Genomic DNA, 12,168 nt, shown 5'->3' with positions numbered 1-12,168 from the left:
CGCCGGGCGCCATCACCACGAAACACAGCAGCTCACCGTCGGTATTCCCGGCACCGGAGGTGTCAATCACCAGCGAGTCCGCGATCTCTTCGAAACCCTCGACCACCCGGTAGAACTCGGCGGTCCCCATGCGCACCCCGCCCCGGTTGAGGGTGGAGTCGCTACGGCCGTAGATCACCGCGGAGCCGCGCGTGGTGATCCTGATCCAGTCCCCGTGCCGCCATTTGCCCGGGTAGTACTCGAAGTACGCCGCCCGCAGCCGGGAGCCGTCGGGATCGTTCCAAAAGAACACCGGCATGGAGGGCATCGGCCGGGTCACCACGAGTTCCCCGACCTCCTCGACCACCTCGTTGCCGTCCTCGTCGTACGCGCACACGGCCGCGCCCAGCGCCCGGCAGGACAGTTCCCCGAGCCACACCGGGACGTCGGGGGCGGAGCCGACGAACGCGGCGCACAGGTCGGTGCCGCCCGACACCGAGCAGATCTGCACCTCCGGACCGATCTTCTCGGCGATCCACCGGAACCCTTCGACGGACAGCGGAGCCCCGGTCGACCCGATCGCCTTCAGTGCCGACAGGTCGTACCGGGCGCCCGGCTCGAGGTGCGCCTTCAGGCAGCTCTGGATGAACGGCGCCGAGGTGCCGAAGTAGGTGATGCGAAGCCGTTCCGCCAGCCGCCAGAGCGCACCGAGATCGGGATGCCCCGGGCTGCCGTCGAACAGCACGACCGCGGCGCCGACCAGCAGGCCCGCGATGAGGAAGTTCCACATCATCCAGCCGGTGGTGGTGAACCAGAAGAACACCGAACCGGGGCCGACATCCGTCTGCAGCGACAGTGCCTTCAGATGCTCCAGCACGATCCCGCCGTGCCCCTGCACGATCCCCTTGGGCAGGCCGGTGGTGCCGGACGAGTAGAGCACCCACAGCGGGTGGTCGAAGGGCACTGGCTCGAACGCGAGCTCCGAGCCCCATTGCGCGTCCAGCAATGCGTCCCAGCGCAGGGTGCCATCGAGCCCGCCGCCGTCCACGTAGTCGATGAGTACGGTCGCGGTGAGGGACGGGATTTCGCCGCGCAGCCGGTCGATCGTCGGCCGGACGTCGAATTTCCGTCCATTGTAGACATACCCGTTGACCGCGACGAGCACCTTCGGCTCGATCTGGGCGAACCGGTCCGCCACCGCCCGCACCCCGAAGTCCGGGGAGCAGGACGACCAGATGGCGCCGAGACTCGCCGAGGCCAGGAAGGCGACCAGCGTCTCCGGGCAGTTCGGCGCGAGCGCGACCACACGGTCTCCCTTGCCCACCCCCAGTCCGGCCAGCGCGGCGCGGGCCGCGGCGACCCGGGCCCGCAACTGCCCGAAGGTGATCTCGCCGCCGGCACCGTCCTCACGCGCGAAGATCACGGCGAGTTCGTCGTCGCCCTTGGCGGCTCCGGCCACCCCGCCGCTCAGCGCGTGCTCGGCGTAGTTCAGCGTTGCCCCGGGAAACCACTTCGCGCCCGGCATGCTCGCATCGGCGAGCACCTCACTCGCCCGGGCATGCCACCGCACACCGAGAAACTCGGCCACCCCGCCCCAGAAACCAGTGGGATCACTTACCGAGAACCGCCACAGTTCGTCGTAGTCGGAAACGGCGACACCGCGTTCTGCGCGCAGCCATTCGCGGAAGGCGCGAATCCGCGACCGGTCGACCTGTTCCGGGGTGGGACGCCAGAGAACCTCGGGGATGTCAGTGACAGCGGGCGATTGAGTGGCATCGGTCACAGGCTGAGGGTACGTCAGCGAAGGTGCGCGTCGAACCAACTCAAGGTGCGCTGCCACGCTTCGACCGCGGCCTTCGGATCCGCGTCGAAGCGGTGGTTGGCACCCGGGTAGCGCACCACGTTCGTCACCGCGCCGGACTTCGCCGCGGCCTCCCGCAGGAGCTCCACCTCGGCCGCCGCCGGTTCGTCGCCCGCGTCACCGAAGATGCCGAGCCACGGACTGCTCAGCCGGCTCGCGATCTCCGTCAGCGCAGCCAGTTCCTTGCCGCCCTGGCCACCGACGCTCACGGCCGCGCCGAGCATGCGGTCCGCGGCCACCATCAGCGCCGCCGTACCGCCAAGGTCGAATCCGACCACTCCGAGCAGATCGACGGGCACCCCACGGTCCACGAGCCAGGCGAGGGTGATGTCCGTCGCGGCCAGCACCTGCTCCCGCGCCGCTTCGCCGTCGATCCGCGGCGCGGCCGCGAGCCAGCCCTCGGCGGCCAGGCTCGCGATCAGCAGTCGCACCCCGTCGGTGACCCGGTCCGCCTCGTGTAGCACGACCAGCCCGCCGCGAACCACGTTGTCGGGTTCGGCGTAGGTCAGTTCGATCGCGCGGCCGTCCTCACGCTGGTAGTGCTCCGTGTGCGTCTGGGTCATCCCCCTACTCAACCATCCGGGAGTGAACAGAAGTCAACTTTCCGTGTCACTGAGGCCACACGTTAACGTGACTACAGCAGCTTTTCCCCCAGAAGGAGCAAGCAATGCCCGTGCAGCCCCGTGCCGATCTTCATTCGCTGCCCAGCTATGTCGCCGGGAAAACCGTGCCGGGCGCGGTGAAGCTGTCCAGCAACGAAACGCCCGGGGGCCCGCTGCCGAGCGTCGCCAAGGCGATCGCCGAGGCGACCGCGGACATCAACCGCTACCCGGACATCAGCGTGGGGAAGCTGGCCCGGCGGCTGGCCGAAAAGCTGGCGGTGCCCAGTGAACAGGTGTCGGTGGGCTGCGGCTCGGTCGCGCTGTGCCAGCAACTGGTGCAGGCGATGTGCGCGCCCGGCGACGAGGTGCTGTTCGCCTGGCGCTCCTTCGAGTCCTACCCGATCGTCAGCCAGATCGCCTCCGCGGTACCGGTCACCGTGCCGCTCGACGCCGGGCACCGGCACGACCTGACCGCGATGGCCGCCGCGGTCACCCCGAAGACCCGCGTCGTCTTCGTCTGCAACCCGAACAACCCGACCGGCACCGTGGTGCGGCGCGAAGAACTGGAACGTTTCCTGGACGCCGTGCCCTCGGATGTGCTCGTCGTCCTCGACGAGGCGTACCGGGAGTTCGTCACCGACGCGGACGTGCCGGACGGCATGGACTACGTGCGTGGCCGCGACAACGTCGCCGTCCTGCGCACCTTCTCGAAGGCGTACGGGCTCGCCGGGCTGCGGGTGGGCTACTTCGCCGGTCCGGAGGCGGTCGCCGAGGCGGTGCGAAAGGTGTACGTGCCCTTCAGTGTGAACACGCTCGCGCAGATCGCCGCGATGGCCTCCCTCGACGCCGAGGACGAGCTGTTCGCCCGGTGCCGGACGATCGTGGCCGAACGTGACCGTGTGCGCACCGAGCTGATCGAGGCCGGGTACGAGGTGCCCGAAACCCAGGCGAACTTCGTGTGGCTGCCGCTGGGCGAACGGGCGATGGACTTCGCCGAGCACGCACTGGCCAACAAGGTCGTGGTGCGGGCCTTCGCCGGTGACGGCGTGCGCGTGACGATCAGCCACCCGGAGGAGAACGACCTCTTCCTTCACGCCGCGCGCAGCTACCGCAGGACGAGCTGAACGATCGCCGCCAGACCGACGACCACGATCACGACGCGCAGTGCGGCCGGGGGCAGGCGCCTGCCGATCCTGGCGCCGAGCTGGCCGCCCACAGTGGAGCCGACGGCGAGCAGTCCGACCACCGGCCAGCTGACCGGCGCCACGAACGCGTAGACCGTGCCCGCCACCACGTTGACCACGGCGGCGAGCACGTTCTTGATGCCGTTGAGCCGCTGCAGCGAATCGGTGAGCAGCATGCCCATCACCGCCATCATCATGACGCCCTGCGCGGCGGTGAAATAGCCGCCGTACACGCCGATCAGGAAGATCAGCGCCATCAGCAGCGGCCCGCCGTGGGCCGGGGCGTCCGGATGGCGTTCCCGGCGCCGTGCCACCCACACCGCGACGCGGGGCTGCACGATCACCAGCACCACCGCGATGCCGACCAGCACCGGGACCACCGCTTCGAAGGCGTTCGGCGGCAACGACAGCAGCAGCGCGGTGCCGCCGAGCGCGCCGAACAGCGACGGCACGCTGTAGCGGACCAGCCGCCGCCCCTGTCCGGCGAGCTCGTGGCGGTAACCGATGGCCCCGCTGATCGTGCCGGGCGCCAGCCCGATCGCGTTCGAGGTGGTGGCCGTCACCGGCGGATAGCCGAGCGCCACCAGCGTTGGGAAGGTGACCAGGGTGCCCGAGCCGACGACCGCGTTGATCGTCCCGGCCCAGACCCCCGCGAGCAGGATGAGCAGCGCGTGCCACCAGCTCATCGGGCGGACACGCCGCGGCCACCGGTGCGCACGTCCTTGAATCGCACAACCATGCCCCCATCGAACAGCACGTTTCGTATTTACTACCAGTGGGTATCCCGGTTACATGGAGACGACGATGTTGCGACCCTTGGTGACCGCCCCGGGCCCGTTCACGTCCGTCTACTTCGAGGACTCGCACGACACCGAGGACGCCGCGAAACAGCTCGAACTGAAGCTGCGCGACCTGTGCGAGCAACTGCGTGCCCAGCATGCCCCGGACGCGTCCGTGCACGCGATCGAGAACGCGGTGCGTAAGGGACCGCGTCCCTCCGGGCGGAGCGGGCGCGCGCTGCTGGCCACGGGTGACTCGGTGGTGGTGGACGAGCGGCTGACGGAACCGCCCGCGGCCCCGCTCACCCGCGTTTCCGATCTTCCGTACCTGCTCCCGCTCACGCGTTACGCCGAACCGGGGCTCAAGCATGTGGTCGCGATGGTCGATCAGGTCAATGCCAGGGTCACGGCGTTCGACGAGCACGGCCGCGAGATCGGGGCCGAGGCGGTCAACACCCAGGACCACCCGGTACACCGGACCCGGGGAGGCGGCTGGGCGCAGTACGGCATCCGGGAACACACCGAGGAGACCATCCGACGCAACGTGACCGAGATCGCCGAAGAAATCACTCGGCTGGCCGAGTGCACCGGGGCCGAGATGATCCTGTTGGTCGGGGAGATCCAGGGTCGCCGGGCGGTGCACGAGGCGCTGCCCGAGCGACTGCGGGGGATCACCCAGGAGGTCACCCATGCCGACGTGGTGGACGGTCTGGTGTCCGCGACGAAACAACGCCGGCTGGAGGCGGTGCTCGACCGTTTCCGGACGGAAATGGGCCGCCCGGACGGGCTGGCCGTACAGGGACTCGAGGCCGTGACCGCCGCGCTCGTGGAGGGCAACGTGGAGACGCTGTTGATCAGCGATCCAGGTGACGAGATGGTCTGGACCGGCGTTGTGCCCACCCAGATCGCGGTCACCAAGGCCGAGCTGAGCGCGCTCGGCGCGGCCCAGGCGCACCAGCGCCGCGCGGACGAAGCGGTGCCGGTGGCGGCGATCGCCGTCGGCGCGGACCTCGTCGGAGTGGACAGTGATCTCACCGAGGGTTTCGGTGCGATCCTGCGGCACCGGTGACGAGGCCGGTCTTGGCGACCGCAACTACACAAAGCTGTCGCCCGGGGACGACACCGGGCAAAGGTAACCCGTTAGAGGCATCATGGTGCGCAGGCAGTATTCGGACTACGGCGAGGTGAAAGTGGCCGACTGGGAACCCCCGCCCCTGCACGCGCACAACGACATCGAACTCTGGCTCGGCGCCGACCTGGTACACCTGCCGATCGTGCGCTCCGTGGTGGCGACCGTCGCCACACGGGCCGACTTCGACCTCGACGCCATCGCCGATCTCCGGCTGGCGGTCGACGAGGCCTGCTCGACGCTGATCACCCGGGCCGTCCCGGGCAGCACCATGCGGTGCCGGTTCACGGTGACCGACGAGGAGTTGCGGTTCACCGGATCGGTGCACTCCACGACCGACAGTGCGCCCAGCACGAAGTCTTTCGGATGGCGCGTGCTGACCACGTTGACCGACTCGGTCGACACCCACGTCACTTCCAACGGTCATCAGGGCCACCAGGTGGACATCGAACTCGCCAAGCGGCGGATGGTGGCGGATTCGCCAGGGGCGGGCGCGTGACCGGCTCCCGAGCCGAACCAGCACAGCCCACGTCGTCGAACGAGTACGAGCACCTCAGCCCGCTGTTCGATGAACTCGCCGCCCTCGACGAGAACGATCCCCGACGGGCCGAGCTCCGGGACGAGCTGGTGACCGGGCACCTGCCGCTGGCCGAGCACATCGCCCAGCGCTTCTCCGGCCGCGGCGTGGCCAAGGAAGACCTGGTACAGGTGGCCACGGTCGGACTGATCAACGCCGTGGACCGGTTCGACCCCACCCGGGGTTCGGACTTCCTGTCCTTCGCGGTACCGACCGTGATGGGCGAGGTGCGGCGGCACTTCCGGGACACCGGCTGGCTGGTGCGGGTCCCGCGGCGGCTCAAGGAGCTGCACCTGTCGATCTCCAGCGCGAACACCGAACTCGCGCAGCGGCTCGGACGGGCCCCCACGCCCAGCGAGATCGCCACGCACCTCGGCATCACGCAGGACGAGGTGCTCGAAGGCCTGGAGGCTGGCAACGCCTACCACTCGATGTCCCTGGACGAAGTGCTGTCCGGAGACACCGAGAACCTCGCGCTGGGCGACACGCTGGGAGAGGAGGACGCCGCGCTGGAGGGGGTGGAAAACCACGAGGCGCTGCTGCCGCTGATCCAGGAACTGCCCGAGCGGGAACGCAAGATCCTGGGGCTGAGGTTCGTGCACAACATGACGCAGACCCAGATCGCGGAGCGGATCGGCGTGTCCCAGATGCATGTGTCACGACTGCTCGCCCGCACCCTGGAGCGGCTCCGCGAAGGCCTCACCGAGCAGGACGACACGGACCCCCGCTAGCGGGTCCACCCGCCGTTTCGAGCAGTGAGAGCGGGGTATCAGGTGATCATGGAGACGCGGCCCGGCTGGCGGGAGCCCATGCTCGCGACGCTCACCCAGCGGACCTTTTCCGATCCGGGCTGGCTCTTCGAACGCAAGCTCGACGGGGTGCGCGCGATCTGCTCCCGGGCGGGCGGTGCCCCGACCCTGTGGTCGCGCAACCACAACGTCATCAGCGAGTCCTACCCCGAGATCGTCGAAGCGCTCGCCGAACGGGGCGGCTCCCATTTCGTCGTGGACGGCGAAATCGTCGCCTTCGCCGACGGGCAGACCAGCTTCGCCAAGCTCCAGCCCCGCATCCACCTCACCAACCGGCTGCGGATCAGGGCCACCGGCGTCGAGGTGTTCTACTACCTATTCGATCTACTGGTCTACGACCACGCGGATGCCACGCCCCTGCCGCTGCGCCAGCGAAAACAGTTGCTGCACAAGGCTTTCGACTGGGGCGACCCGCTGCGTTACAGCGTCCACCGCGACACCGAGGGCCAGGCGCTGTTCGACTACGCGTGCTCCCACGGCTGGGAGGGGGTGATCGCCAAGCGGGCGGACTCGCCGTACCGCGGCGGGCGGTCCGGCGACTGGCTCAAGTTCAAATGCGTCAAGGACCAGGAATTCGTGGTCGGCGGCTTCACCAAGCCCGGCGGTTCCCGCAGCGGCTTCGGTGCGCTGCTCGTCGGGTACTACGACCACGGCGTCCTGCGCTACGCCGGGAAGGTGGGCACGGGCTACCGCGAGTCGACGCTGCGCGAGCTGTCCGGCACGCTCGGCACCCTGGTGCGCGACAGTTCTCCGTTCGGTGAACCGGTGCCGGAACGGGATCCGCGCTGGGTGGAGCCGCGGCTCGTGGTGGCGGTCCGGTTCTCGGAATGGACGAGCGACGGCAGGCTCCGCCATCCGCGCTTCACCGGGCTGCGCGACGACAAGGCGGCCAGGGAAGTGGTCCGCGAACAGCCGTGAGGTCCACAGTGGACCACGCACCGGGAAGGAAGTCGAGTACGACGACATCGTCAAGGGCTATGACCTCGGCGACGGCGAGTACGTGCTCGTCGAGCAGGACGAACTCGACGAGATCGCGCCTGGCCGGTCCCGCGCCATCGACATCGAGGGGTTCGTGGATCTCGCCGACATCGATCCGATCTTCTTCGAGAAGAGCTACTGGCTCGCCCCGGCGAAGGAAGAGTTCGCGCACGCGTACGAGCTGCTGCTGGAGGCGATGGGCCGCAGCGGCAAGGCGGGTGTCGCCCGCTTCGTGATGCGCGGCAAGGAGCACATCGCCGCGATCCGCGCCGGTCACGCCGTGCTCGAACTCGACACGCTGCTGTTCGCCGAAGACATCCGCGACCCGGCGAAGGAGCTGAGCAAACTGCCGGAGCGGCACGAGGCCCGGGCCAGGGAAATCGACATGGCGATCACCCTGATCGAGTCGATGGCCGAGGAATGGCACCCCGAGGAGTACCACGACACCTACACCGAGCGGGTGCTCAAGCTGGTCGAGGACAAGAAGGCGGGCCGGACGGTCAGCGTCGAGGCGGCGCCCCCGGAGCCCACCAAGGTCGTCGACCTGTTCGAGGCCCTTTCTCGCAGCGTCGAGAGCAGCAAGAGCGCTCGCGGGAAGAACGAGAAGGCGGCGAAGAAGACCACCGGGAAGGCCAAGGCCCCCGATCTGCGCGAGCTCAGCAAGGCGGAGCTCGACCGCATAGCCCGTGAGTTCGACGTCAAGGGCCGGTCGAAGATGTCCCGCGCCGAACTGGAGAAGGCGGTGCGCGCGGCCCGACCGTCGCGCCGACGCGCATCCTGAGGGATCCGGCGGAATCCGCATCGGAATCCTTCCGACACGGAATACCATCACCGGGTGCGTAGAGCCACTCGACTGGCGAGGTTCCGGGTGGTGCTGCGCACCGCACTCGGCTTCGTGCTGCTGGGTGTCGGGTCCAGCGTGCTCGGCGCCGGCGCCGTCTCCCTGCTACTCGTCCTCGAAGGCCTCCCCACCGACTTCGGTGACCGCAACTGGGTCTTCGTGCTCTGCGCCGCGGCCTACGTCGCGTTCTCGCTCGGGGTCGGCTCGCTGTGGATGGTGGTGCTGCACCGCCGCACCGCGGTCTGGTTCGCCGTCGGCCGACGACCGACACCGGCCGAGGCCGAACGCGCCCTGCGCCTGCCCCGGCACATGGCGCTGGTCAGCGGATCGCTGTGGCTCGGCGGCACGATCGTGCTCGGCGGGATCACGCCGCTGCTCGCCTCATGGCCCGACAGCATCGGCGTGGCCCTGACCGTCGGCCTCGGTGGGCTGCTCACCGTCGGACTGATGTACCTGGCCACGGAGTGGGTGAGCCGTCCGATCCTGATCATGGCGCTCGAGGTTCATCCGCCGCAGGACGGCCCTTCGGTCAGCGTGCTGGCACGGCTCGTGCTGACCTGGGGCGTCGCCAGCGGGGTCCCGCTGCTCGGCGTGCTCATCCTCGCCGCCCCGCCGAACCTCGGCCGCGCCGACAACGCGGGCAGCCTGATCGTGCTCGCCGTCGTCGGTCTCGGCACCGGCGCGTTCGGCACTGCACTGCTGGCCCGCGCCGTCGCGGCCCCGCTCGACCGGCTGCGGCTCGCCGTCGGTGAGGTGGCCAAGGGCCGTACCGACATCGAGGTCCAGGTCGACGACGTCAGCGAGATCGGGCAACTGCAGGTTTCGGTGAACAGCATGGTCGCCGGGCTGCGTGAGCGGGACCGGATGCGCGACCTGTTCGGCCGCCACGTCGGCAACGACGTGGCGCGCCACGCCCTCGAACACGGGGCGTCGCTCTCCGGCGACGTGCGGGAGGCCACCGCCCTGTTCGTCGACGTCGTCGACTCCACCGCGCTCGCCTACCGGATGCCTCCCGAGGAGCTGGTCGGCAAGCTCAACCGGCTGTTCGCCTGCGTGGTCGCCGCGGTGGACGCCCGCGGCGGGCTGGTCAACAAGTTTCAGGGCGACGCCGCGCTCTGCGTCTTCGGCGCCCCCACCCGACTCGCCGACCCGACGACCGCCGCGCTGTCCGCTGCCAGGGAGATCCGGGACGCGGTCCGCGAAGCCGGCGAGCTCGACCTCGGCATCGGGGTGGCGTGCGGCCCCGTGTTCGCCGGCCAGCTCGGCACCCGCAGCCGCCTCGAGTACACCGTTATCGGCGACGCGGTCAACGAGGCGGCACGCCTCACCGAGCACGCCAAGAAGGTGCCGGGACGGATCCTGGCCAGCGACGCGGTACTCGAAGCGTGCTCACCGACCGAACGGGAGCACTGGTCGGCGCACCGCAACCTCCGCCTGCGGGGGCGCAACGCCCCCACCAGCACCTGGACGGCTTTGGGAAATACGATGGCGGACTACCCGGCACGGCTCGGCCTTGATGGCACCGGACCTGGGTGAATCGGCCCGGTCAATCGGCCTGGCCGGGTTTGACGTCGGGCCAGGTCAGCACGGTGGAACCCCAGGTCAGCCCGGCGCCGAACGCGGTGAGCAGCACCCGGTGCCCCGGCAGCAGGCTCCCGTCGGCACACGCGTCGGCGAGCGCGAGCGGGATCGACGCCGCGCTGGTGTTTCCGGTGTGGCCGATGTTCACGACGACCCGCTCCTCGGGCAGGCCGAGCTGCTTGGCCGTGGCCAGCAGGATGCGCAGGTTCGCCTGGTGTCCCACGAACCGGTCCACCTCACCGACCTCGAGTCCGGCGCGCTCGAGCACCGCCTTCGCCGACTCCGCCATGCGTGCGCAGGCATGCCGGAACACCGTGGTCCCCTGCATCGTGACGTAGTGGTCGTGCGGATCGTCCGAGGCCCGTCGCTTGGCCCCACCAGCGGGCACGATCAGCAGGTCCGCCAGCTCGCCCTGGCTGTGCAGGTCGAACGGGCCGAGCGCCCCCGGCTCCTCGGCCGAACCGGCACGGAGCACCACGGCACCGGCCCCGTCGCCGAAGATCGGCACGGTGCTGCGGTCCGCCGGATCGCAGTAGCGGCTGAACGCGTCGGCCCCGATCACCAGGACCCGCTCGGCGGTACCGCCCGCGATGAGCCCGCCCGCGGTGGCCAGCGCGTAGACGAAACCACTGCACACCGCGTTCACGTCGAAGGCCGGTATCCCGCTCAGCCCCAGCGCGGCCGCGACCTGCGGTGCACTGGCCGGGCACAGGTGGTCGGGCGTGGCGGTGGCCAGCACGAGCGCGTCCACCACGTCGGATCCCGCACTGCGCAGGGCGTTGCCGCCCGCGTGCACGGCCATGTCCACTGTGGACGTGTCCGGATCGGCGATGCGCCGCTCACGGATGCCGGTCCGGGTTCGGATCCACTCGTCCGAGGTGTCCAGCCGCTCGGAAAGCTCGTCGTTGCTCACTATTCGCGGCGGAAGCCAGGCGCCAAGGCCCGTAACGACAGCCGAGTGCCCGTTGGTCATGCAACGGTTGTAGGGGCTACCCCTGGGTAGACCGGTCAGTTGTGTTCCAGGTCACCAAGCCCTACCCGATAGGGGGAGTGTGTCGTGGAATAGCGGCCATAAACCGTCCGCTATCGGTCATACGCTTCGATCATGAAGGTCCTCGGTACCCGTGCGCTGAACCGCGCCCTGCTCGCGCGGCAGTTCCTGCTCAAGCGGGCGAAGCTGTCCCCGCTGGAGGCCGTCCACCAGCTCGCCGGACTGCAGGCGCAGGCGCCGTTCCCGCCGTACTTCGGCCTCTGGTCCCGGCTGCACGAGTTCTCCCCCGACGACCTGGCCCGGCTGCTGCTGGACCGGTCGGTGGTGCGCATCGTGCTCATGCGGGGCACGGTGCATCTGGTCACCGCCGACGACTGCCTGCGGCTGCGCCCGCTCGTCCAGCCGATCATGGACCGCGACCTGCGGACCAACACCTCCCACGCACGCTCCCTCGCCGGAATGGACCTCGAGGAACTGTCCGCCGAAGCGCGACGGCTGCTGGCCGAACAGCCGCGCACCGGCGCCGAACTCGGCACTCTGCTCGCCCGCCGCTGGCCCGACCGGCCGCCGGCGTCGCTGTCGCACGCCGTCCGAGGCCTGCTGCCGCTGGTCCAGATACCGCCGCGCGCGGTCTGGGGACGCAGCGGGAAACCGACCTACGCGACCGCCGAGGACTGGCTCGACCGCCCTCTCGACGCCAAGACCTCCCTGGATGAGATGGTTTTGCGCTACCTCGCCGCCTTCGGGCCCGCGTCGGTCGCCGACATCCAGGCCTGGAGCGGGCTCACCCGGCTCGGCGAGGTCGTGGAGCGGCTCCGGGCCCGCCTGCTCGTCTTCCACAACGCGCAGGGCCGCGA

11 protein-coding genes and 1 pseudogene are annotated in these 12,168 nt (G+C 69.7%); 8 read left to right on the top strand and 4 right to left on the bottom strand.

The annotated features are described in order from the left end of the window. Both FNH05_RS20070 and FNH05_RS20065 read right to left on the bottom strand, forming a co-directional pair. Positions 1 to 1,762, bottom strand: a 1,762-nt coding sequence (locus tag FNH05_RS20070) for an acetoacetate--CoA ligase (protein WP_144590242.1), incomplete at its 3' end; no start/stop codon positions are given. Between the two features lie 14 nt (positions 1,763 to 1,776). Then, a complete protein-coding gene (locus FNH05_RS20065) occupies positions 1,777 to 2,403 on the bottom strand; it encodes a dienelactone hydrolase family protein (protein ID WP_144590241.1) in 627 nt (208 codons plus the stop codon). A 104-nt stretch (positions 2,404 to 2,507) separates the two neighbouring features. Here FNH05_RS20065 and hisC point away from each other — a divergent pair, with 104 nt between their 5' ends. Beyond that, the gene (gene hisC, locus FNH05_RS20060; RefSeq protein ID WP_144590240.1) at positions 2,508 to 3,566 is read left to right on the top strand and encodes a histidinol-phosphate transaminase; all 1,059 of its coding nucleotides are present in this window, start codon (positions 2,508 to 2,510) and stop codon (positions 3,564 to 3,566) included. On the opposite strand, the gene FNH05_RS20055 is transcribed toward hisC, so the two are convergent. Continuing rightward, positions 3,548 to 4,312: a sulfite exporter TauE/SafE family protein gene (locus tag FNH05_RS20055; RefSeq protein ID WP_144590239.1), complete on the bottom strand. Its 765-nt coding sequence runs from the start codon at positions 4,310 to 4,312 to the stop codon at positions 3,548 to 3,550. The two genes, hisC and FNH05_RS20055, sit on opposite strands and share 19 nt — an antisense overlap. A 118-nt stretch (positions 4,313 to 4,430) precedes the next feature. On the opposite strand from FNH05_RS20055, the gene FNH05_RS20050 reads away from it, so the two are divergent. From FNH05_RS20050 to FNH05_RS20025, 6 genes and pseudogenes are all read left to right on the top strand, one after another. Then, a complete protein-coding gene (locus FNH05_RS20050) occupies positions 4,431 to 5,474 on the top strand; it encodes an Rv2629 family ribosome hibernation factor (RefSeq protein WP_246127846.1) in 1,044 nt (347 codons plus the stop codon). 82 nt (positions 5,475 to 5,556) lie between these two features. Beyond that, on the top strand, positions 5,557 to 6,033 hold the full coding sequence (locus FNH05_RS20045; RefSeq protein WP_186382639.1) for an ATP-binding protein: 477 nt from the start codon (positions 5,557 to 5,559) through the stop codon (positions 6,031 to 6,033). Then, complete coding sequence (locus FNH05_RS20040) at positions 6,030 to 6,842, top strand: SigB/SigF/SigG family RNA polymerase sigma factor (protein WP_144590237.1); 813 nt, start codon at positions 6,030 to 6,032, stop codon at positions 6,840 to 6,842. Before FNH05_RS20045 ends, FNH05_RS20040 begins: the two co-directional genes overlap by 4 nt. 48 nt (positions 6,843 to 6,890) lie before the next feature. Continuing rightward, positions 6,891 to 7,838: a non-homologous end-joining DNA ligase gene (gene ligD / locus FNH05_RS20035; RefSeq protein ID WP_246127845.1), complete on the top strand. Its 948-nt coding sequence runs from the start codon at positions 6,891 to 6,893 to the stop codon at positions 7,836 to 7,838. Between the two features lie 16 nt (positions 7,839 to 7,854). Beyond that, positions 7,855 to 8,679, top strand: a pseudogene (gene ku / locus FNH05_RS20030) (non-homologous end joining protein Ku); the annotation flags it as partial. Positions 8,680 to 8,733: 54 nt separating this feature from the next. Further along, a complete protein-coding gene (locus FNH05_RS20025; RefSeq protein WP_144590236.1) occupies positions 8,734 to 10,275 on the top strand; it encodes an adenylate/guanylate cyclase domain-containing protein in 1,542 nt (513 codons plus the stop codon). A gap of 10 nt (positions 10,276 to 10,285) precedes the next feature. Here FNH05_RS20025 and FNH05_RS20020 read toward each other — a convergent pair whose 3' ends face one another. Continuing rightward, positions 10,286 to 11,293, bottom strand: a complete 1,008-nt coding sequence (locus tag FNH05_RS20020; RefSeq protein WP_144590235.1) for a beta-ketoacyl-ACP synthase III — start codon at positions 11,291 to 11,293, stop codon at positions 10,286 to 10,288. Positions 11,294 to 11,425: 132 nt separating this feature from the next. Between FNH05_RS20020 and FNH05_RS20015 the strand changes: the two genes are divergently transcribed. Beyond that, a partial coding sequence (locus FNH05_RS20015) for a winged helix DNA-binding domain-containing protein (RefSeq protein ID WP_144590234.1) occupies positions 11,426 to 12,168 on the top strand: 743 nt, incomplete at its 3' end.

Origin of the sequence: Amycolatopsis rhizosphaerae, assembly GCF_007713715.1 — a bacterium.
GTDB classification, from domain to species: domain Bacteria; phylum Actinomycetota; class Actinomycetes; order Mycobacteriales; family Pseudonocardiaceae; genus Amycolatopsis_E; species Amycolatopsis_E rhizosphaerae.
The sequence above is the reverse complement of the archived record's forward strand: the minus strand, read 5'-3'. Positions and strand labels throughout refer to the sequence as shown.

Coding starts and splice junctions, on each gene's coding strand:
- FNH05_RS20065 (WP_144590241.1), bottom strand. CDS start 2,403: ATGACCCAGACGCACACGGAGCACTACCAGCGTGAGGACGGCCGCGCG.
- FNH05_RS20050 (WP_246127846.1), top strand. CDS start 4,431: ATGTTGCGACCCTTGGTGACCGCCCCGGGCCCGTTCACGTCCGTCTAC.
- ligD (WP_246127845.1), top strand. CDS start 6,891: ATGGAGACGCGGCCCGGCTGGCGGGAGCCCATGCTCGCGACGCTCACC.
- FNH05_RS20045 (WP_186382639.1), top strand. CDS start 5,557: ATGGTGCGCAGGCAGTATTCGGACTACGGCGAGGTGAAAGTGGCCGAC.
- hisC (WP_144590240.1), top strand. CDS start 2,508: ATGCCCGTGCAGCCCCGTGCCGATCTTCATTCGCTGCCCAGCTATGTC.
- FNH05_RS20055 (WP_144590239.1), bottom strand. CDS start 4,312: ATGAGCTGGTGGCACGCGCTGCTCATCCTGCTCGCGGGGGTCTGGGCC.
- FNH05_RS20020 (WP_144590235.1), bottom strand. CDS start 11,293: ATGACCAACGGGCACTCGGCTGTCGTTACGGGCCTTGGCGCCTGGCTT.